The sequence below is a fragment of the Shewanella sp. 1180_01 genome (genome assembly GCF_052850535.1).
This window is the reverse complement of record NZ_VXCT01000010.1, coordinates 85046-105388: the sequence shown is the minus strand read 5'-3', so window position 1 is coordinate 105388 and position 20343 is coordinate 85046. Positions and strand designations below refer to the sequence as shown.

18 protein-coding genes, 1 tRNA gene and 2 pseudogenes are annotated in these 20343 nt (G+C 48.1%); 10 read left to right on the top strand and 11 right to left on the bottom strand.

Features of this window, described 5'->3' with window-relative positions; genetic code table 11:
* Positions 1 to 275 precede the first annotated feature (275 nt).
* Complete coding sequence (locus tag FW758_RS08220) at positions 276 to 869, bottom strand: YhgN family NAAT transporter (RefSeq protein WP_011848195.1); 594 nt, start codon at positions 867 to 869, stop codon at positions 276 to 278.
* 532 nt (positions 870 to 1401) lie between these two features.
* On the opposite strand from FW758_RS08220, the gene FW758_RS08215 reads away from it, so the two are divergent.
* Entirely contained in the window at positions 1402 to 3057 is a 1656-nt protein-coding gene (locus FW758_RS08215; RefSeq protein WP_446445134.1) for a metal transporter, read from the top strand.
* A 61-nt stretch (positions 3058 to 3118) separates the two neighbouring features.
* Positions 3119 to 3922, top strand: a complete 804-nt coding sequence (locus tag FW758_RS08210) for an NRDE family protein (RefSeq protein WP_446445133.1) — start codon at positions 3119 to 3121, stop codon at positions 3920 to 3922.
* 73 nt (positions 3923 to 3995) lie between these two features.
* Here FW758_RS08210 and FW758_RS08205 read toward each other — a convergent pair whose 3' ends face one another.
* The gene (locus FW758_RS08205) at positions 3996 to 4448 is read right to left on the bottom strand and encodes a YybH family protein (protein WP_006083706.1); all 453 of its coding nucleotides are present in this window, start codon (positions 4446 to 4448) and stop codon (positions 3996 to 3998) included.
* A gap of 401 nt (positions 4449 to 4849) precedes the next feature.
* Here FW758_RS08205 and FW758_RS08200 point away from each other — a divergent pair, with 401 nt between their 5' ends.
* Together FW758_RS08200 and FW758_RS08195 are read left to right on the top strand one after the other, a co-directional pair.
* The gene (locus tag FW758_RS08200; RefSeq protein WP_011848198.1) at positions 4850 to 5413 is read left to right on the top strand and encodes a lysophospholipid acyltransferase family protein; all 564 of its coding nucleotides are present in this window, start codon (positions 4850 to 4852) and stop codon (positions 5411 to 5413) included.
* Positions 5414 to 5440: 27 nt separating this feature from the next.
* Positions 5441 to 6064 (top strand): LysE family translocator, encoded by a 624-nt coding sequence (locus tag FW758_RS08195; RefSeq protein ID WP_259544538.1) that lies wholly within the window; start codon positions 5441 to 5443, stop codon positions 6062 to 6064.
* On the opposite strand, the gene FW758_RS08190 is transcribed toward FW758_RS08195, so the two are convergent.
* Positions 6061 to 7329 carry a mechanosensitive ion channel family protein gene (locus FW758_RS08190; RefSeq protein WP_106648587.1) on the bottom strand — a complete coding sequence of 423 codons (1269 nt, stop codon included), beginning with the start codon at positions 7327 to 7329 and terminating at the stop codon, positions 6061 to 6063. The two genes, FW758_RS08195 and FW758_RS08190, sit on opposite strands and share 4 nt — an antisense overlap.
* 208 nt (positions 7330 to 7537) lie before the next feature.
* Between FW758_RS08190 and FW758_RS08185 the strand changes: the two genes are divergently transcribed.
* On the top strand, positions 7538 to 8116 hold the full coding sequence (locus FW758_RS08185) for an outer membrane protein (RefSeq protein WP_446445132.1): 579 nt from the start codon (positions 7538 to 7540) through the stop codon (positions 8114 to 8116).
* Positions 8117 to 8152: 36 nt separating this feature from the next.
* Here the strand turns inward: FW758_RS08185 and FW758_RS08180 are convergent, their stop codons facing one another.
* Complete coding sequence (locus FW758_RS08180) at positions 8153 to 8545, bottom strand: DUF1090 domain-containing protein (RefSeq protein WP_261271977.1); 393 nt, start codon at positions 8543 to 8545, stop codon at positions 8153 to 8155.
* A 232-nt stretch (positions 8546 to 8777) separates the two neighbouring features.
* Here FW758_RS08180 and FW758_RS08175 point away from each other — a divergent pair, with 232 nt between their 5' ends.
* Together FW758_RS08175 and FW758_RS08170 are read left to right on the top strand one after the other, a co-directional pair.
* Entirely contained in the window at positions 8778 to 9404 is a 627-nt protein-coding gene (locus FW758_RS08175) for a DUF3157 family protein (RefSeq protein WP_446445131.1), read from the top strand.
* A gap of 137 nt (positions 9405 to 9541) precedes the next feature.
* Entirely contained in the window at positions 9542 to 10537 is a 996-nt protein-coding gene (locus FW758_RS08170; protein WP_446445130.1) for a DUF481 domain-containing protein, read from the top strand.
* Positions 10538 to 10540: 3 nt separating this feature from the next.
* Here FW758_RS08170 and FW758_RS08165 read toward each other — a convergent pair.
* Positions 10541 to 10983, bottom strand: a pseudogene (locus tag FW758_RS08165) (VOC family protein).
* A gap of 18 nt (positions 10984 to 11001) precedes the next feature.
* A complete protein-coding gene (locus FW758_RS08160; protein WP_446445129.1) occupies positions 11002 to 11640 on the bottom strand; it encodes an MliC family protein in 639 nt (212 codons plus the stop codon).
* Positions 11641 to 12043: 403 nt separating this feature from the next.
* Between FW758_RS08160 and FW758_RS08155 the strand changes: the two genes are divergently transcribed.
* Together FW758_RS08155 and FW758_RS08150 are read left to right on the top strand one after the other, a co-directional pair.
* The gene (locus tag FW758_RS08155; protein WP_311899425.1) at positions 12044 to 12679 is read left to right on the top strand and encodes a hypothetical protein; all 636 of its coding nucleotides are present in this window, start codon (positions 12044 to 12046) and stop codon (positions 12677 to 12679) included.
* 208 nt (positions 12680 to 12887) lie between these two features.
* A complete protein-coding gene (locus FW758_RS08150) occupies positions 12888 to 14222 on the top strand; it encodes a M48 family metallopeptidase (protein ID WP_106648601.1) in 1335 nt (444 codons plus the stop codon).
* A gap of 139 nt (positions 14223 to 14361) precedes the next feature.
* On the opposite strand, the gene yedF is transcribed toward FW758_RS08150, so the two are convergent.
* From yedF to fdhD, 3 genes are all read right to left on the bottom strand, one after another.
* Positions 14362 to 14595 (bottom strand): sulfurtransferase-like selenium metabolism protein YedF, encoded by a 234-nt coding sequence (yedF, locus tag FW758_RS08145; protein ID WP_006084883.1) that lies wholly within the window; start codon positions 14593 to 14595, stop codon positions 14362 to 14364.
* Positions 14595 to 15809: a selenium metabolism membrane protein YedE/FdhT gene (gene yedE / locus FW758_RS08140; RefSeq protein ID WP_311990962.1), complete on the bottom strand. Its 1215-nt coding sequence runs from the start codon at positions 15807 to 15809 to the stop codon at positions 14595 to 14597. Before yedE ends, yedF begins: the two co-directional genes overlap by 1 nt.
* 113 nt (positions 15810 to 15922) lie before the next feature.
* A complete protein-coding gene (gene fdhD, locus FW758_RS08135; protein WP_446445128.1) occupies positions 15923 to 16759 on the bottom strand; it encodes a formate dehydrogenase accessory sulfurtransferase FdhD in 837 nt (278 codons plus the stop codon).
* Between the two features lie 141 nt (positions 16760 to 16900).
* On the opposite strand from fdhD, the gene FW758_RS08130 reads away from it, so the two are divergent.
* Positions 16901 to 16995, top strand: a tRNA-Sec gene (locus FW758_RS08130).
* 69 nt (positions 16996 to 17064) lie between these two features.
* On the opposite strand, the pseudogene selB reads toward FW758_RS08130, so the two are convergent.
* Together selB and selA are read right to left on the bottom strand one after the other, a co-directional pair.
* Positions 17065 to 18912: pseudogene (gene selB, locus FW758_RS08125) on the bottom strand (selenocysteine-specific translation elongation factor); the annotation flags it as partial.
* Complete coding sequence (gene selA, locus FW758_RS08120; RefSeq protein ID WP_446445127.1) at positions 18909 to 20330, bottom strand: L-seryl-tRNA(Sec) selenium transferase; 1422 nt, start codon at positions 20328 to 20330, stop codon at positions 18909 to 18911. The pseudogene selB and the gene selA, both read right to left, overlap by 4 nt.
* Positions 20331 to 20343: the final 13 nt, after the last annotated feature.

Genomic DNA, 20343 nt, shown 5'->3' with positions numbered 1-20343 from the left:
TATTAAGACTAGTGTCTCTTTGTATTAAGACAAATTTGCCTTTATGAGTCATCTACTCAGGGTTGCCCCATCTCAAGATACAGACGGAGTTTTCGACATTAGCAGCACCACACACCAGTAACAACTTGATACATTGCTTCACCAGAAAGATTTACACTTTTGTCAGCGTTTATTCAGCAAATCTCTGTTCTGAGGGCATTCCTACCAGATTTCTGCCATAAAAAAACCGCATTAACAGCGTTAATGCGGTTTCGTTTTAAGCGAGCGAGATAAATTTAGCCGGCGGTTTTTAGATAATTTGAAATACCGTCGAGGAACATTTGTACTGAGATCATGACCAATACCATGCCCATCAAACGCTCAACCGCAGTGAGGCCTTTTTCACCCAGCACACGGGTGAAGAGTTTATAAAACATTAAGATCACTGCGCTTGCCCCCCAAGCAGACACTAATGCTATGGTCCAATCGCCCATGCGTGAGCTATCGGTATGCGCCAGTAGAATCAAAGCGGCAAGAATCGATGGACCTGCCATCAAGGGAATGGCCATAGGTACGATAAATGGCTCTTCTCCCGCGGCTAATCCAACGACACCACCGGGTTGAGGGAAAATCATTTTAATCGCGATAAGGAACAGAATAATACCGCCCGCGATACTCACAGACTCAGAGCGAAGATTTAAAAAACTTAAGATAGCCTCACCCGCATAAAGGAAAGACAGCATGATCACTAAGGCGAAGAGTAACTCTCGGATCAATACCTTACGACGTTTCTTGGGATCGATATGCCGTAGAATCGACGCAAAAATCGGCAAATTCCCCAGGGGGTCCATGATCAAAAACAACATTACCGCAGCAGAAAATATATCCATTTAACGTATCAACACCCAAGCCAACATAAGCCCATATTATATACCCAAACAACCTGAAGATGCAGGATTCAGCGGGAATGTAACGCACTTTAGGCAAGGCCCTTAATTGCTCCTGCATAAATGGCATTCACGCCATCCATGGCGATTGCGGTTATTTGCGGACCTAGTGGGCTAAGTTAAAAGTAACCAACACGGCATAAAGTACGTTACAACCCGCCGGAACGGAGCGCCTAGGGAGCTCCACTTCCGTGTTGCAACAATTAAAAAGGTGGCCGACATTCTGTCATTGATGCGCCTTGAATTGAAGCACCCTAGGCGCTCTGAAACTCGTATCTTCAGGTAGCTTGGGTATAGTACCTTTTCTCGATGTTGATCTGAAAATTTCTCCGCTAAATGGCTAAAGTGAATAAAATTCGCCCCCGAAAACCCCAGCGTAAAATGTCAGTTTGGTAAATTGCCAGCAAGTCACTGCTCACTTTGCCTTACAGCTGGTATACTATGGCGTTTTTTCAGCAAATTTTCCGTGGAATCCATGCTATATCTTCTTGCTAGCTGTATCGCACTCTTAATTGGGCCACTGTTTTATCGCTACTTTTCATCGGGCAGCGGATTACAGAAGGGGCTCGATGGCTTTATATTCGTCTCATTAGGCGGATTAGTGCTGATCCACATCTTGCCAGAGCTACTGCAGCATGGCGGTTTGTTAGCCGTAGTCTTTGTATTCCTAGGCATATGGGGACCGACCGCTAGCGAACGCCTATTCCACCGTTATTCAGAAATCACCCATAATCTCACCTTATCCCTAGGGATTGGCGGCTTGCTACTGCACACCATCACCGACGGTGGCGCTATGGTATTGGCGCAGCAAGACGGCAGTTCGATCTTACTTGCCCTCGGGGTCATTATGCATCGCCTCCCCGTCGGCCTCGCCATTTGGTGGTTACTCAAACCTCAAGTCGGCACCCGCTGGGCTAGCTTAGTGCTGGTCGCTATGATGCTACTTACGGGTGTTGGTTACTTTGCAGGCGAGCAATTAATCACTCAGCTCAGTTTAGAAAATACCGTTTATTTACAAGCCTTTGTTACCGGTTCTATTTTGCATGTGGTGCTACATCAACCCCACGGCCAGCACGATACCGACAAGCAAGGCAAATACGAGTACCAAGCGGGTATCGGTAGTTTGCTCGGCATAGGCCTGCTCGTGATGCTGCTCTTGATGGATTCTGGCGGCCACGAACATGCCCACCATGATCACAGCACAGAACAATTAATGACTTGGCTACTGACACTCGCGCCCATATTACTGCTGAGCTATGGTGCGGCGGCGCTGCGCTTTAAATTAGGTCTGACACCGCAGGATAGCAGCTTAGCCCGTCGCTGGTTCCAACGCTTAGCGGGGCCCGAAGCTCTCGTCATCACCGCCCTGTTACTCGGTCCTTGGCTAGCATTATTCCAGTTACTTGTGGTCTTTATTCTTAGCGCTTATTTAAGTCACGCTAACGTCACTATTACCGATCCGCATACTAAATTACCCAGTAATTCCCTACGTTTCGGCTTTGCACATTTAGTCGATCGCAGCGCACCGTGGATTTTACTTAGCCTAGTGCTAGTGAATTTAATCGGCCATCCTTCAGTGCCATTAAGCAATCCGCTGCTGCAGGTTATAGTGCTGTTACTCGTATTCTTACCTATGCGTTTCTGCAACTTAGGCGCAGCGGTGCTGGCTCTTGCACTGGCCTACAGTGGCTGGAGCCCTATCGCAATTATGATGCCGCTGATTGCCGCACCTGTGCTTAACATAGCGCAGCTTAAGTTAATGACATGGCCGCAAAGGGCAATATTACTGAGTATTATTGCGCTGAGTTTAGTCGCAGCACTACGTTTGCCACTGTGGTTCTCCCTGTTCACTTTGCCGGAAGTGGTGAACTTAGTCGCGCTACTGATCCTGTCGGGATTATTTGCCGCCAGCTTACTGCGCTTAGGCCCACGTAAATTTCTACGCCGCTTAATGCTGAGCAAACCGGCAGCTCATGCGCATAGTCATTCGCACAGCCACGAACATGCAACCCATGAACCTAGCACTTCGCACACATCTGTGCAGAGCACTGCTGAAACGCCTAGTGCCCATGATCATTCCGATGAACATACACACGATAAAGCAAAAGCGGATAAGCACTCGCACCACTAACACTGTTCATTTATGAGCAGACAGGCTAAGTTAATCTACCTTTGGATTAATTTAGCCTGCTATGTGCATACTCTTTGTCGCCATTAATGCCCATCCTAAGTATCCCTTAATCATCTGTGCCAACCGCGATGAGTTTCACCATAGACCGACCGCGCCAGCGCACTTTTGGCCACCGGAAGAAAACATACTCGCAGGTAAAGATCTGCAGGCGGGCGGCACTTGGTTTGGGGTGAATAAACAGGGACAAGTCGCCGCTGTGACGAATCTGCGCGTACCGCAAAAGAACCCAGAAGCCATGCGTAGCCGCGGTGAACTCATCACTATGACCCTAAGTTCAGGCTCGCTCATTTGCCCGAATTGGCTCATTGAGCACAGTGACAATTATCAGCCATTCAATCTCGTCTTCGGCCAAGGTACTGACTTATATTGTTTTAACAGTATCAATAAAGACACAGTCAAACTCGCCGATGGATTTCATGCCATTAGCAATGGTGCACTCGATGATATTTGGCCGAAAATGGCGAAGGGACAGCAAGTGCTAGAAGCCGTGATCAATCAGTCCGACAACCTAGAAGTGCAAGCGCTGTTACAGTTGATGAAAGACGACTCCCAACCACAAGATAATGAATTACCTAACACGGGAGTGGGGATCGAGTGGGAACGGCGCTTAGCCGCGATTTATATTCGCCATCCCGACTATGGCACGCGCTCCACCAGCATTCTGCTTGAAGATGCTGAGGGCGGTATGCATTTCACCGAAGTGAGATACGACGGCAAAGGTAGACAGCTTGGACAGCAGGATTTCCATTTAACCCTGCCCGCCGAGCCACCCGCTAAGCCAGACTGTTTACTAACGCAAATCTAAACTGAGCAACTGTGCAGCCTTGTATTGAAACGGCGCACTTTAGTCAGCGCTGTTGTTCAATTAAAGCAGTAGCTTAGTCCGAACTGTGATCCATAGTGATCACCCAGCGATCGTCAATTTTCTCAATCAACAGGGTAAACACGCCCGTTGGGGCATCTTTTATCCGCCGTAAATCCCAGCGCCCAACGACCATAGCGGCGTAATTGCTGAGCATTTTGATTTCTTTGATCGTGAACTTCAGCTCACCAAGCGCTTCTTTATTGGGATAATTTTTCTTATAGGCAGCGAGCGTATCCTCCCAACCGAAACGGAACTTACCGTTAGAGACAAAACGCAGTTGCTCGCTCTTCCAGTAACCTTGCATATAAGCATCGAGATCGCCGCGATTCCAGGCGTCTTCTTGGCCTTTGAGCATCTGCGTAATTTCATCCGTCGGCACCGCACTCACATGGCAAGTCACTAAGAGTAAAAGTGCCGCAAAAACACGCTGCCAGCTAACCTTGTTTAATAGTCCATTTTTCAACATAGTATTGTTCCCCCACAATCAGGTTAAACTGTATTATACCCAAGCTACCTCAAGATACGAGTTTCAGAGCGTCTAGGGTACACCAATTCAAGGCGCTTCAATGAAAGAATGTCGACCACCTTTTGAATTGATGCAACACGGAAGTGGGGTGCCCTAGGCGCTCCGTCCCGGCGGCTGATGTTGATAATGTGGCAACGCATTTTATGCCGTGTTGGCTATTTAGATCCGCGAATAGTCTTGTCTAAAATGCGTTACCTTACTATGAACATCAGCCGCTGAATCCTGCATCTTGAGGTTGTTTGGGTATATCGCGAATTCAGCACAGACTATCTTGCTTAAGCCAATTTAAAATCTAAAAAAGCTGATGATATTATTAATTTTTCGACTCTGGGCACCGAACTATGTTTACACCACTTTGCCGTTGGCTACTTAAGCTTTCAGGCTGGCAGATAGAAGGCCAACTGCCCGACTGCGCTAAATACATCATCATAGTCGCGCCGCATACCAGTAACTGGGACTTCATCGTGGGTATCTTAGCCCGTGGGGCGCTTGGCACTCGAATTCACTTTCTCGGTAAACACCAACTCTTTATCCCGCCTTGGGGCTGGTTCTTCCGCGCGATTGGCGGCAGCCCGGTGGATAGGCGCAAAAACAATAACTTAGTCGATGCTGCTGTGCAGCTGTTTGAGTCGAAAACCGATTATAAGCTAGCGTTGGCGCCCGAAGGCACCCGCAGCCCAGTAACACGCTGGAAATGCGGCTTCTACCATATAGCCTGCAAGGCTCACGTGCCTATCACTCCCGTTGGCTTAGACTTTAGCCGCCGCACTGTCGTTATCCGCACGCCACTGCAACCCAGTGGTGATATCGCGACCGACATGCACGAGATTTTGAGCTTCTATCGCACCATTAAAGGCCGTCATCCTAAGGTGATCCCTGATTTTGTGGCGAGTGCGAAACATTAATCTTTCCCCCTATTTGGAGCGGCACACATGCAACCCGAAACTTGGTTACTCTATCTCTTGGCCATTGTATTGATTGGGATCTCACCCGGCCCCATCGCTATGTTGTCTATGTCCCACGGGATCCATTTCGGCAAGATGCGCAGCATAGCCACAGGCCTTGGCAGTGTGAGTGCCGCTTTAGTCTTGATGATGGCGTCAGCGGCGGGATTAGGCGCCATTATCAGCACCTCAGAATACGGTTTTACCTTGCTAAAATGGTGTGGCGCAGCCTATTTAGTGTTTTTAGGCATCAAGTTGTTGTTGACTAAGAACCAAGTTCAACCCCTTGAGATCGGCCAATCAAAAGGCAAAGGCACGCCAAGACAACTTTATCAGCAGGCGTTTCTAGTGGGGATCAGTAATCCCAAGGATTTACTGTTTTTTGCCGCGCTGTTTCCGCAATTTATCGATCTTGCCGCGCCGCAATTACCGCAACTTATGATACTGGCAGCCACTTGGGCAATAGTGGATTTTAGCTTTGTGATGATTTACGCCAGCATGGCCAATGTGCTTGCGCCCAGCCTAAAGGCGAGCAACAAGCTGCATTGGTTTGACAGAAGCAGCGGCGGTGTCTTTCTTACCTTAGCCGCGATTCTGATCAGTCGAGACTAACCCTCGACCTTTACCGATTTCAAGCTGCGAATATCGTTACCCGTTGGCGCTTGGAAAGCCTGCAGACCAAACTCAGGCAATATTGCAAAAACATGGTCGAAGATATCCGCTTGTATCGCTTCATAAAATGCCCAGCGAGTATCGTTAGTGAAGATATAAATCTCGATCGGTAGACCCTCTGTGGTTGGTGCGAGCTGACGCACCATTAGGGTCATGTCCTTGTGCACTTTATCGTGACGCTGTAGGTATTCCTGCAGGTAAGCGCGGAAGGTGCCGACGTTAGTCAAATGGCGACCATTCACTTTCATGTCGAGGTCAGACACTCTGGCATTCGCCTCGCGGATTTCGTTAATTTTGGCAGGGAAATATTCTTTTAAGCAATTGATCTTACTGAGACGTTCGTGCTCTTCCTCACTCAAAAACTTAATGCTGTTAATGTCGATATTAACAGCGCGTTTGATCCTTCGCCCACCCGATTCAGACATACCACGCCAGTTGCGAAACGCATCCGACACTAAGGCATAGGCGGGGATCATAGTGATGGTTTTGTCCCAGTTACGCACTTTAACTGTGGTCAGCGAGACTTCTTCTACCGCACCGTCGGCGCCATATTTGTCCATCTGGATCCAGTCGCCCTTGCTCACCATGCGGTTAGCCGCTAACTGAATGCCCGCCACAAAACCTAAAATAGTGTCGCGGAACACTAACATCACAAAACCCGTCGCCACACCTAAGCCGCTGAGGAAGTACACAGGGGACTGATCGGCCAAGATGGAGATAGAAACGATAATACCGACAAAGAATAAAAACAGCTTAGTTAACTGCACAAAGCTTTTAACGGGTAAACGCCGACTCACCAGATTCACATCTGAAATTTCATCGACCGCATCTAAACCCGCATAAATAGCGCGGATCATCAGCACCACCAGCCAAATACTCAGCAACCGGTCGATTAAATTACTTAAGATTTGATGTTCGGTTAAGGCGATAGGCACTAATAGATTGAGCACGATTGCAGGCACTAGCATGGCCAGCTTTTCGAGCACTTTGTAACGCATAAACACATCGTCCCAAGTGACTTTGGAGCGGAGGATCACCATGTTGACAGCGCGTATGACTACACGTCGAACAATGAGATAAGCGATACCCGCCAGCAGTAAGCAGGCAATGATCATTATGCTGGTTGATATGCCGTCCGAGGGTTGGCTATCAATCCCAAAGCCCGCTAACCATGCCGAAATTTCGAGCCTTATTTCCTGATCCACAATTCCACTCCAACGTAGGCGCTAGCGCAACAAACCCATACAAAGGTAACCGCCGAGTTGACCTCGGTTAATGTCACCCTAGAAAATACTCATGCCCAAACACAATAAATTTACAAACACTTATTTTAAAAGAGATTTTAGCATTTTGAATTGACCAAGCACAAAGGAAAATGAACAATATTTCCCCTATCTCTAAGGAAACCATTCTATGTGTCGTTATTCATCTAAGGTCGCTTGTCTTAGCTTTGGACTATTGAGCCTATACCAACCGCTTCAAGCGGCCGAATATAGCACTTCTAAGCCATTGGTGATGCCAGATAAATCAGAGAAAACCGCCAATGCGCCTTATATCGCCCTCATGCTGGATTACGTGCCCGCTGCAGACAATCTCTACGGTATTACACTCGCACCCTATCATTTCGATAATAATTACCAGCAATGGGGATATTACCTAGGCTATGCCCGCAGCCGTGAAACCGACATTATCGTACCCGAACCCGCGCAGTCCTTCCGCCAAGAAAGCCTCTTTCGCTTAGGGTTAAGCTACAGCCTCACTGCCGACTTAAGCATTTATGCGGGCGGCAGCGGCTATATCAGTACAGTGTCTTACACTAACAATATTTCACCCAAAATTGTCGATGGCAAACCCACATGGGAAGAAGATAAAACCACCCACTGGGGCGCAGAAGCTGGGCTTAGATACCGCATTACCGAACATTTCATCCTGAGCGCGGGCTACAACTCCAGCACAGAATCCACAGTTTTGAGCATAGGTTACGCGGGCTAAGCCTAATGCATATCCAAACGACTGAGCTTGAGCGATTTATTGCGTTAGCTCGGCTCGCGCCTTAGCAAGCTCCAATTCCACTTCGGCGACCTTATTGCGTTTCTTGTTGATTTTATCCATAGAACGACCTTCTTCTATGGCTTTGGCCAACTCATTTTGACGCTCAGTCAGTTTTTCTTCTAAGGCCGCAACTTTGGCGGCGCGCTCGGCATATAAGCTGTCGTCATCACAATGGGTTGAGACTTCGTAATAGGCCTTTTCGAGCCCGTCGACTTTATGTTGATTACCTGCTGCTTTGGCTTGGGCAAGTTCGGCACTGATGGCCTCTAATTTCGCCGCGCAGCCGACTTTAGGGGCTTCATCGGCCCATGCCGCTGCGCTCAATACCAAGCCAATAACGACGCCATAAATTCCATGTTTAATCTGCATCTTAATCTCCTCTCGCTAAATTGATTGATAATGTCGCTATCTGACTGTGTCCTGTCACCGCGCTATCAATATAGTGCCACACTCAGTGAACTCAATCTGTATTCGAGTCAGTATCTTCCAGCTAAATCCACTTTATTCGTCAAAACACGACTTAGACAGTGACTAATATGCGGCAAATTGTTTATGTTAGGGCAGAATATTGACTCAGACGGATATCGGAGCCAGAAAATTAATGCAAACTTCATTACGCCTTAGCGCACTTAGCTCATTGTTATTGCTAACATCATCGGTTATGGCCGCCGACGTAGCTCAAATCACCCTAGAAAATGGCGCCCAAGTCAGACTCAAAGACGACTTTACCTGGGAATATGTGGTCACAGAAACCAAAGCTGCGCCCAATGTCTTAGCAGCAACGGCAGTGAGCACCTCAAGCAATGTTGCCAGCGTCCCAAGTGTTGCACTCGCCACTCAAACTGTGGCTGAACCTGTCACCACCTTGACTGCCACCGCAATTGCCCAACCTGAGCTACTAGGCTCAACCGGTAAAGACGGCATCAAAGTCAGCTTTACCGGCGGACAATGGAAAGGCGATAAACTTGGACTCAGTTTCGACCTTGCTAGCACCAGCAATGAGCACGTGACCTTAGTCGAAGTGGAAGCCAGCTTCTTCGCCGATAATGGTTCTTTATTAAAAACCGAAAAACTCGAAGTGTGGGAAGCCATTTTCCGCATGCCTGAGACCTACCTACGCAAAGGCGAACAGCGCAAAAGCAGCGTCATTTGGGTCGAAGGCATAGATAAAGCCCAATGGCAGAAGCAGCTCATTAACCTCAAAATCACCGAAATTAACTCACGCTAACTGGCAAGGAAGTAAGGGATTGCGAACCCGTTTTCAATCCCTTATCAGTACTTTTAGCGAATGTTATTGCTTTGTAGTGCTAGAGTTCAGGTAGAATAACCACACACTAACGCCCTTATTTTGAGCTCACAAGCAAGATGCATAATCTGATATCCAATCCAGCATTGTACCTTGCTGCTACGCTCTCTAGTCTCAGCCCCTTGTGCTTAGCCGATACGGTTTTCTTGCTCAATGGCGATAAAATTAGTGGTGAAATCAAAGAATTCAACGATCAAGATTTAATCATCAAAACCAGCTATGCCCCTAAGATTGCCATTCAGCGCAGTGCTATTCTCAGTTTTGAATTCTCAACGCCTAAACCTTGGAGTGTCGGCCGCTCAATACAGAACATCAGTATTCAGGCTTCTGAACAACATGGAATGGTATTGATTAATCACAAACAAACCCCAGTGGATGAGCTGAGATTTTCCCAACACTATGCGGACTCAGCTTGGAATTATAACGGCAGCGTAGAAACCTCACTCGATGTCACTAAAAACAAGAAAAATAGCCAGAAGCTGCATGTCAAAGGGGATATCACAGCCGAAACCTTGCAATGGCGACACACTATTAAGACCGAAGTACGCTACGAAACCGAAGATGATTTAACTAAGCGCAATACCCTCGAAGGACACTACTCCTTAGACTATCTAATCAATGAGCATTGGCTGTTACGTCAGGAAGATTTTTATCAAGAGGACAAACTCGGCACAGATACCCATAGCTACTATGCCGCACTCGGCCCAGGTTATCGTTTTTGGGGTGCGGGCCGCGATAAATTAGACTTCGTCGTAACCTACAACCATTTTTGGCTTGAACAACATTCCTTTAAACTAGAACTAAATGCTTGGGCAGCCTCACTGAACTATAAACAGTATTGGTTTGATGGCATTTTAGAGTCCTACGCCGATCTGCAAATTGCTTTCCCAGATATACCAGCGATTGATTACATCTCAAACTCGACCGTTGGACTTAAATATCTGCTCACTCAGCGGATTTATTTGTCATTTAAATATGACTTCAACGACACTCAAACAGTGATAGGTAATACCAGAGATACCAGTTACACCTTAGGATTAGGGGTAAACTTCTAATCCTCACTCCTGATACGCTAACCTGTGCGCCATAGGATGCCCATCATTCAATTGCAGTAAATCCCATAAATTGCCGTAGAGATCTTTAAACACGGCGACTGTGCCGTAGTCTTGTTCTTGCGGCTCGCGCACAAACTCGACCCCATCGGCGACCATACGGCGACCATACGGCGATAATCACGCCAAAAATCATCGGTATTCAAGAATAAGAACACCCGCCCACCCGCCTGATTACCAATAAAATCAAACTGCTCTGGCTTAGAAGCCCGCGCTAACAAAATAGACGCGCCCTTAGAACCCGGCGGGGCAACGACGACCCAGCGCTTATCTTGCTCGGCTTGATAAGTGTCTTCAACCAGTTCGAATTTCAATTTATTCACATAAAAATCAATTGCCTCGTCGTAATCTCTTACGACCAAGGCGATATGCACAAGAGCTTGTTTCATGGCGACCTTCAATTAACGCTATTTGGTCACCAGTTTACAGGTCATTTCTGGCGCTTCGTAGCCCCAAACCACTTTTGCTTCGCCTTGATGTTCCCAAAGACTTTCATTGCGGCCTTGATACTTAGCACCACTGCCGCTGGGTTGTACAAACATCAATGAAGTACTATCACCGTGTTCAGCAATCAAGGTAGCAGGTTCGGTTTTAAAATAAGTCACCACGACCTCATTAGCAGGATTGCCGTCACAGGCATAAAACACTGGGCCGGTCATATCGACTAAACGGTATTGCGCCTGCAGTTCGGCAATACGGGTTTGATAGCTAGCTTCAATACACGCGTGTTTATCCTCGCTCTTCCAGCACTCATTACGGCCTTTCACCCAACCACGCTGCATCGCTTTTAAAGTCGGTGGCTGTTCATTTTTTGCTTTTTCAAGCGCTTGGCTGTAAACCTCAGCTAACTGATTATCGAGTTGGCTCAGTCCCGCATCCTTACAAACCATAGCTTCGATACTGCCCGCATTGACTTTTGCGCAGTCAAAGGACGGCGCATCGGCCGCCATGGCGCCTGTACTTAACGAACTCACCATCACAACGGCGACGCAATACCGAGTGAAGCCCAGTCGATTATTCAACATCTTATTGATTAACTTTACCATCTCAATTCCTTTATATTCTGTGGTTTACTTCAACGCTTGCCATAGCTAACCCTAGATCGGCTTAACCTAACCTGACTCAAAGAGTCATGCCTTAAATTGCACTCAAAATAGTGTACAAATCGTGATTAAATTCACCTTTATCTCAACTCTCACGAGCACTTCATTCTAGTGCTAACAATCAAACTCGGCGAAAGAAATACGTCGACTTAGCCACCCGTGTCCACCAGCCTGAACGGACACATTAGCGGACACTCTTACGCCTTCTCGGCAACAGTGCGCGGACACTTAAACAATTATTACATTGATAATTAAGATTAAAATTTTATGGCACAGATTCTGCTGTGGCAGACTAACGCGACTCTGGCATAACCCGCCGATCCACACAGCCATACAAGGAAACACTATGAATACGCGCACTCAACTTATGGGCGGTCTGTTTATTCTCGCTCTGATCCCAACCGCCATTTGGGCGACTCAAACAAAGGGCCAAGCAACGAGCAACAGTGCCGATGGAGGTATATCAGTCTTCAGCCAATCAGTGCTCAGCCAAAGTCAGCCAGATTTTTCATGGATTTATGTTAAACAGGATGGCGAGATGACTATCGGTGCTGGCCACAGTGACGATTGGGAACAGCTGGAGCGCCAAGGTAATCCTTATCATACCGATTACCTATGGGTGAAAAAAGCAGGCACGCCTTATGTCATCACAGATCCCGCCATAGTGGCGCAAATCAAAACCGCCATCATGCCAATGCAGCAACAGGGTGAGAAAATGAAAGTGTTAGGCGAACAGATGCAGCAAAAAGGAGACGCGATCAACAGCCAAACTCAGCAACTTCTACTCAATATTGCGGCCGATAGAGAAGATCCTCAGATACAGATGGAGATCGACAACCTGAGCACATCAATGGATATGCTTAGTCAACAAATGGATGAGCTAAGCAAAGTTCATGAAAGCCTTTCCAATACCGCAGAGAAGCAAATTGTCAGCCTCGCTCAAGCAGCCATTAAGGCGGGCACGGCGATAAAGGCACCTTAACCGCCTTTGGAAAACAGCCATCGGGATTTGCCAACAGGCTAAAAGCCGCAAGATCCTGACACAAGCTTCCTACCCCAGTTGCGCTTAATGCTGATTTAACCGAATTACAAAACGGTTAATTTTGGCATTACGCGTGATAGTGGTTGAATTTTCGAGCGAAATTGACTATTTTCACGCCGCTTGTCACTTCACTAGGAAAAGGATCAACATGGAACAAGTTATTACCCCAACCGCAGGGAAAGATAATCCCATCCAAATGACAGATATTGTCTATTCGAAGGAAAAATCGCTGTTCACTCTGTTAGCGATTATCTCAGGGATCGTCTGGGCAGCATTGATCATAGGTACTTTGGGCATGGCCCTGCTCTATGTGTTGATGTTTTTCATTATTTATCTTTTCAGCCACTCCGCTTTTATCAGCTACCTAAAAGGTACGGCTGTCGAAATCAATGCAGAGCAATTCCCTGAATTACATAAACAATATTTAGCATGCTGCGATCGTTTAGAAATGAAAGAGCCACCACGGGCTTACTTGTTGGCCGCCGATGGCATGCTAAACGCGCTGGCAACCCGCTTCCTCGGCCGTAACTATATCGTGTTGTTTTCATCGATTGTGGATGCGCTTGAGTCCGATAAAGATGCACTTAACTTCTATATCGGCCACGAATTAGGCCATATTCGCCGCAATCATATTGGCAAAGCGCCCTTTTTAGTCTTCGCCACTTGGTTGCCTTTAGTGGGCGCGGCTTATTCTCGCGCCTGTGAATATACCTGCGATCTCCACGGGTTACGCTGCTGCAACAGCTTACGTTCTGCCACCAATGCCGTCGCCGTATTAGCCGCTGGCGTAGAACAATGGAAACGTATGAATGTGGATCAATATATCCGCCAAGCTCGCGAATCGAGTGGTTTTTGGATGTCACTGCACGAGCTTAACGGCAGCTATCCTTGGCTGACTAAGCGTATGGCAAGAGTCGACGCCAAAGCACAAGGAACTGAATACACGCCGCCATCACGCAGTGCATGGGCATTTGTATTTAGCCTCTTTATGCCACGCATGGGCACGGCTGGCGGTGGACTCATTATTTTTGCTGCGATTATTGGTGTTGCCGCCGCAGTTGCGTTGCCAGCGTACAAGCAATATCAAGAAAAGATGAGTGCAGCCACGAGTTATGAAGCCCCGGCCGCAACCGAAGCGACACCAGCAGCCATGACTGTGCCTGACGCAACACTCGCCATTGCCAGTATCGATCAGCAGCACCAAGCATTAACGCCGATCACCGACATCTTAGTTGGCTATTATCAAACCAACCAAGCATGGCCAACTGAATTAGATGCCCTAAAGCTGACGGACGAGCAGATTGCGACATTTAATTTGTACACAGATGGCATAGTCGGCTTTGTCGGAGGCGAAGCCCTCGGTGATTATCAAGGCTACGAAGTCTATCTATCGCCACAAGTTGATGAGCAAAGCAATATCACTTGGGTATGCAGCAGTAGCGACATTCCCGACGAATATCTGCCAATAGATTGCCAAGGCTAAGCCTGAGTTAACTCGGTTAGATATCGACTACAGGAAACTTTTCCAAAGGAAGTTAATTGTATTTCCAAAGGAAATAGTAAAAAGGCACAAACTTATGTTTGTGCCTTTTTCAGTTTTACGCCTCAGTGAAAATCAGTCACTAACGCTGGATCAGATAACGAATCGTTGGTCCATTCTGCTCAATTTCTAACACTTTATAGCCATGATTTTTAGCATCGAGAGGAATATTATTGATGGACTGCGGACAGTCACTGATCACCTCGAGAATTTCACCGGGCTTTAACTTAGGCATAGCTTCAAGGGTGGCCACAGCAGGATAAGGGCAAGGTTCCCCCACCATATCGAGTTGATAATCTGGAACATATTGATTCATTACGCCGCCTCCGCTAGCAATTGTTCATCACGCTTCGCCTTGCGAGCAAAGAAACGTTTTTCCCATAACAACATAGCGCCAAAGGAAAGTCCCAGCAGCACATAGGTCAGCAATAAACCGCCTCGATCACCAAAGCTGGTTAATAAATTCACTTTGTCCCAGTTGGTCGCTAAAGGTTGAGCTAAGTCATCCCAGTAATACGCCAGTAAAGTCGAACCTAACACGTTGCCTAAACCGACCCACCAGAAATGCACTTGGCCTTCAACTGCACGGTACATCCAGCCCGTTTCACAACCACCAGCCAGCACAATACCAAAACCAAACAGTAAGCCGCCGATCACCGCATTTGGACCCGCCCACATAATTTTAGGTGGCACACCCAGTTGCACATAGCTGTAAATGCCTATCGCACTGACCGCCATACCTAAGATAATGGCCTTCGCCATGTGAGTACGGCCAGTGATCCACATATCGCGGAACGCTGAGGTAAAGCAGATTTGTGCCCGTTCAATTAACAGACCGAATCCGACTCCGCAAAGCATTGCTATACCGAGTTTCGGCGCATTGAACATAGTCAATAAGCCCCAACCGACGATGCCGACAAACACTAACATACCGATGCGGAAACGACGTCGAGCCTGATTTTCATCCTGCTTAATCGAAGTCGCTTTATTCACCTTCTTCAGCTTTACCGGAATACGGAACATAGGCAGTAAGGTAAACCTTGCGCCAAAGTAAGAGCCCGCGGCAGTCGCCAAAGCAAAAAACCAAGCATGCAAAGAGAACTGCGGAATACCCGTGAAGAAGGCAGCAAGGTTACAACCCATAGCCAAACGGGCACCAAAGCCAGCAATAATGCCGCCGATCAGTGCCTGAGCAATACGGATACGGCTCTGTGGCATACGCAGTTTGACGTTATTGGCCCAGAGTGCCGCCGCAATACAGCCACCAAACATACCGATAATCATCATGCCGTCGATACGATCTAGAGGAGATCCCTGTAAACCTATCACTTTGAAATAACCCCAGGTTTCAGGCTCTGCACCTAAAAACTGCATCAAATGTCCGCCCCAACGGGTAAACTCCCCCGTCACCGCCCAGAAGGTGCCAGTCAGACCAAAATAGTAAGTAGAAAGGATACCCGCAGCGATCACAGCTGGCATAGGAGCCCAAAAACGAACTAAGTATTCTTGTTTAAATTGTTGCCATGTCATGTCATTACCCTAATGAACGAGACTATAAAAAAATAAGCACAATGCGCTTATAACCTTTATGCCACAGCGATTGAGGTCGTTATATACAACGCCAATCTTAAGTGGCCTCACGCTTAAATGGCTTTGGCTAAGCTAGCGCAGTGCTGTCCCAACAGTCGATAACCGTGGGTGTAAAGCGTTGCCCTGCCATTGCGGCAAAAACCGATAAGCGTGATATTGCTTTTCTCTGCTAATTCCAACGCCAGTGAAGTCACGGCGGACATAGCAAACAGAATTTGGATATTGGCACTGGCGGCCTTTTGCACCATTTCAAAACTCGCGCGACTGGTGAGCAATACGGCCACTGGACGTTCCACATTGTGAGCGGAAAAGGCGCCAATTAACTTGTCGAGTGCGATATGCCTGCCTATATCTTCATAGGCGGCGATGATCTGTCCTTGATGGTTAAGCCCCATAGCCGCATGCGTCGCACCCGTCAGCTTAAAATGCTGTTGATTATCTTTAATTTGCCCAAGTGCTACCTGTAAGTGGCTGATGTCGAATCTGGCATCTGAGTCTACCCGCATAACAGGCTTGACCGCCTCTTCGAGCTGGGCGACACCGCACAGTCCACAACCCGTGCGCCCCGCCATATTGCGCCTTTGTTGTTTGAGTTCCATAAAGCATCGTTGGTTGATTTCCATTTGGATCAACACGCCTTCACGGGTGAATTCGAGTTCAATCCCTTTGATGTCATTGATATGGGAAACGATACGTTCAGATAGCGTAAAACCTATGGCAAAGGCTTCTAAATCTTGGGGGCTCGCCAACATAACGGTATGGGCGATGCCGTTATAGACCAGCGCAACCCGTACTTCATTGGCTAAGTAATCAGTCAGCTCAGATGCGTGCCCATGCTCTAACAGGACCACGTTTCTTTCAGTAACCACTTCATGTGAATGATATTCCATAGCGCCCCTCTAAAACTATAAAATCAAATAAAAACAATTAGTTTGATGACAATTTAAGACTTGTATCACAAACCCATAAACTAAATACGAATCGCCTTGAATCATCTTTAAGCATTTTCTACTATCCCTAGGTCTTCTATTGGAAGAACGTCGTCTCCGGTGAGGCGTCCGGATTTCAAATCCGGGTAGGGCTGCCAGCAGTCCTGGGTAGGTTCGACTCCTATGTTCTTCCGCCAATTCTCATGGGAGAAAAAAAGCTCCGCGTCGCGAATTTCCCGGCTATTACTGCGATATTTCCTACGGGTAAAACCACTTCTGTCAAAAAACTCAAGCAGCTGAATGCTGACCTTGCGACCAAGCCCTATTAAGTCTTTAAATTCAGCGGTTTCGAGCTTGCCATGTTCTGCAATATGAGTACGCACTAAGCTGGCGTAGTAACAGATTTGTTCGCTGAGCAAATACCTGTCTTTCACCACTGCAGTAATAAACCCCTGTTGCACCAGCTGGAAACACAGCAGCCTTAATTTGGCAGGTTCCAGCTCAAGGTATTCGCCCATTTCGGTGACCCACACAGGGGCGGTTTGCTCTGCAAGCCAAGGCGCAAGTGCCTGCCAACAATGCTGCGCCTCAGCATCGAGCACTATTCTGTGCTCGGCCAATTGCAACAGGGCGCCACGCAATACCATGCGTCCCGCTTGGCACAGCGTATCGAGCACTTTATTGGCTAATTCGGGAGGCAAAGCGCTGTGGCTTATGCGTTGCAGGCGATTACGCCCCAGCCCAAGTTGGTCGGGATGTTGTTGATGGAACTCGCTCAGTAAAGTAATAAACTGTTGTTTTTCTTGCTCAAGTAAACGTGTGGCCACGGCAAACTCGCCAAGACGGACTAAACCCGCTTGGGCTAAGAGCATAGCGAGCCCTTCGTCGGTTAATTGCCAACGCCACGCAATTTCAGCAAGTTCTAGCGCCTGAGTTTGGCTGAGTAAAGCCACCACATGGGCAGGATTATCCAAGCGCGCTAATTGCTGTAATCTCGCGACTCGTTCAGGCGTACGCTTCTTACGATTGGGGACTTTAAGTGCTAACACTCGCCCTGCACCTAAAGTCTGTTTGCCGCCAATGTGTCGCAGGACGATGCGGTCGTCTTGACATAAAAGTAGCGGCTTTTCGAGTACCAACTCCGCTAGATAACAACCTTCTGCATCAGCTTCATTTAACAGCGAAACTCGCCCTAAAGTATGATCAGCGCCATGGTGACAGTGGACATTTTGCCAATGTACCAAGGGCTCAATACCTAATAAATCGAAGACTCGAATATGCACCACAGGGCGGCTACAGAGCTCAGCTTGAGGCAAGCTGCTCAGCCAATCGCCGCGTTCGGGCGACCTATGGTTATCAACACCAGTTAAATTGAGTGCGACACGTGTCCCCGTGACGGCCCTTTGGGCTTCTTGTCCCTGACAATGGATGCCTCGTACTCTCAACTTGGCCTTTTGCCCTGAGCTAAAAAGACTATCACCCACGCACACATTGCCGCTGATCACTGTGCCCGTAACCACACAACCTGCGCCCTTCACACTAAAGGCGCGATCGAGCGTCATCCTAAAACTGCTGGCATCCTCAGCTCGTTTAGACTCCTGCTCAGCTAAATCAAGAATATGCGCCTTAAGTGCGGCCACACTATTCGATGCTAAGTCAGCAGTTTCACTCGCTGACACCTGAAAAACACCACTGGACTCAATGCCATACTCGGCCAGCAAAGTGAGTCCATCGGCGACAAGCTGCTCAGCCATATCACTATCAACCAGATCCCGCTTAGTCAGTACTAAAGTCAAACTGTGAAGTGGTAAGAGCGCTAGGATTTGCAGATGTTCGCGGGTTTGCGGCATAACGCCATCATCACAGGCCAGCACGAGTAAGGCATGGCGAGCATGACTCACGCCCACCAGCATGTTGTTGATAAATTTTTCATGCCCAGGCACATCAATAAAAGCGAGGCGCGAACCATCCCTAAGCGGCATAAACGCATAGCCGAGATCAATCGTCATACCGCGGCGTTTCTCCTCCGGCAGACGATCGGTATTCATCCCAGTCAAAGCGCGAATAAGCGTACTCTTGCCATGATCGACATGACCCGCAGTTACAATGATCACAACTGCACACCTAATGTGCTCAGCTCGGCGAGTAACTCGGCTTCGTTATCAAGACCGCGTAAATCTAATCTGAGTTGATCGTTACTCATGCGACCGATGACAGGGCGTGCCGCCTGCTTAAATTTTTGTTCTAACAAACTTAAACTACCGCCATCGAGTGCGGTAAAACACAGCGCCACTGAGGGTAAAAAAGTGTCGGGCTGCGAGCCACTGCCGACCTGTGTTTGGCACTCAACTAATTCAATGCGATAACAAGGTTCAAAGTGCGCTGCCAAAGCATGCTGTAAGCGACGACCAATCTGCCATAACGTCTCTTGGCTACGGGCAAATTTCGCCATAATGGGCAGCTCAGAGTCTAAGGTTTCAGGGTTAAGATAGTGGATCAATGTTGCCTCTAACGCCGCCAAAATCAGCTTATCGCAACGTAGGGCGCGCTTTAGTGGATGACTCTGTAACTGCTTAATCAGCGACTGTTTACCAACGATCAAACCAGACTGAGGGCCACCCAATAGTTTGTCGCCGGAAAAACTGACTAAATCGACCCCATCAGCCAGCATGGCTTGGGGCGTAGGTTCTTGCTTTAGGCCAAAGCGGCGCAGGTCCGTCAGTGAGCCACTACCAAGATCCGAAATGAGTGATATGCCACGCTCACGGCATAACTGACCCAGCCTTGCCTCCTCCACTGCGGCAGTAAAGCCACTGATATGATAATTACTGGTGTGGACCTTCATTATCGCAGCGGTATTTTCAGTAATCGCCTGCTCATAATCCTTAAGGTGAGTCCGATTGGTGCTGCCGACCTCGACTAAGGTGCAGCCTGCTTGGCGCATAATGTCAGGGATGCGAAACGCGCCGCCAATTTCCACCAACTCACCACGGGAGACTATGACTTCTTTCCCCGCAGCCACAGCTGACAGCATCAACAACACAGCAGCAGCATTGTTATTCACGACACAACAAGCCTCGGCACCCGTTAAGCGCTGGATTAAAGCACTGATCGCATTATCCCTGTGACCACGTTCACCTGCCGCAAGCTCAAACTCCAGCGGTGTGGGGTAGCGCATAACAGAAGTCACGGCTCGAATCGCCGCTTCTGACTGCTGCGCTCGGCCGAGGTTGGTATGCAGTATGGTGCCAGTAAGATTCCACACAGGTATTAAGCTGTGGCTGTAATCTTTAGACAGTTGATCAACCAAACATCCGTGCAATTGCGCAAGCTCGCCACACCATGTCGGCAAACGGCGCTCACTGCCGATTAAGCTACGCGCCGCCTTTAACTGGCTATCCAGCGCCGCCTTTACTGCCACTTTGCCGTAAGACTGCTGCAATACCACAAAGCTAGGCTCCGCCAGTAAGCTGTCCATTGAGGGCAAAGCGCGGTACAAGGCTTGTGGCGTTTCGGGTGCTTGGGTCATCATCTGTGTCATCTTG

Bases quoted from the DNA above. Each gene is read 5' to 3' on its own strand.
- FW758_RS08180 (WP_261271977.1), bottom strand. From the start codon at position 8,545: ATGCAGATTAAACATGGAATTTATGGCGTCGTTATTGGCTTGGTATTG.
- FW758_RS08155 (WP_311899425.1), top strand. From the start codon at position 12,044: ATGAATACGCGCACTCAACTTATGGGCGGTCTGTTTATTCTCGCTCTG.
- FW758_RS08210 (WP_446445133.1), top strand. From the start codon at position 3,119: ATGTGCATACTCTTTGTCGCCATTAATGCCCATCCTAAGTATCCCTTA.
- FW758_RS08175 (WP_446445131.1), top strand. From the start codon at position 8,778: ATGCAAACTTCATTACGCCTTAGCGCACTTAGCTCATTGTTATTGCTA.
- FW758_RS08220 (WP_011848195.1), bottom strand. From the start codon at position 869: ATGGATATATTTTCTGCTGCGGTAATGTTGTTTTTGATCATGGACCCC.
- FW758_RS08170 (WP_446445130.1), top strand. From the start codon at position 9,542: ATGCATAATCTGATATCCAATCCAGCATTGTACCTTGCTGCTACGCTC.
- selA (WP_446445127.1), bottom strand. From the start codon at position 20,330: ATGATGACCCAAGCACCCGAAACGCCACAAGCCTTGTACCGCGCTTTG.
- FW758_RS08160 (WP_446445129.1), bottom strand. From the start codon at position 11,640: ATGGTAAAGTTAATCAATAAGATGTTGAATAATCGACTGGGCTTCACT.
- FW758_RS08215 (WP_446445134.1), top strand. From the start codon at position 1,402: ATGCTATATCTTCTTGCTAGCTGTATCGCACTCTTAATTGGGCCACTG.
- FW758_RS08150 (WP_106648601.1), top strand. From the start codon at position 12,888: ATGGAACAAGTTATTACCCCAACCGCAGGGAAAGATAATCCCATCCAA.
- FW758_RS08205 (WP_006083706.1), bottom strand. From the start codon at position 4,448: ATGTTGAAAAATGGACTATTAAACAAGGTTAGCTGGCAGCGTGTTTTT.
- FW758_RS08185 (WP_446445132.1), top strand. From the start codon at position 7,538: ATGTGTCGTTATTCATCTAAGGTCGCTTGTCTTAGCTTTGGACTATTG.
- yedF (WP_006084883.1), bottom strand. From the start codon at position 14,595: ATGAATCAATATGTTCCAGATTATCAACTCGATATGGTGGGGGAACCT.
- fdhD (WP_446445128.1), bottom strand. From the start codon at position 16,759: ATGGAATATCATTCACATGAAGTGGTTACTGAAAGAAACGTGGTCCTG.
- FW758_RS08200 (WP_011848198.1), top strand. From the start codon at position 4,850: ATGTTTACACCACTTTGCCGTTGGCTACTTAAGCTTTCAGGCTGGCAG.
- yedE (WP_311990962.1), bottom strand. From the start codon at position 15,809: ATGACATGGCAACAATTTAAACAAGAATACTTAGTTCGTTTTTGGGCT.
- FW758_RS08195 (WP_259544538.1), top strand. From the start codon at position 5,441: ATGCAACCCGAAACTTGGTTACTCTATCTCTTGGCCATTGTATTGATT.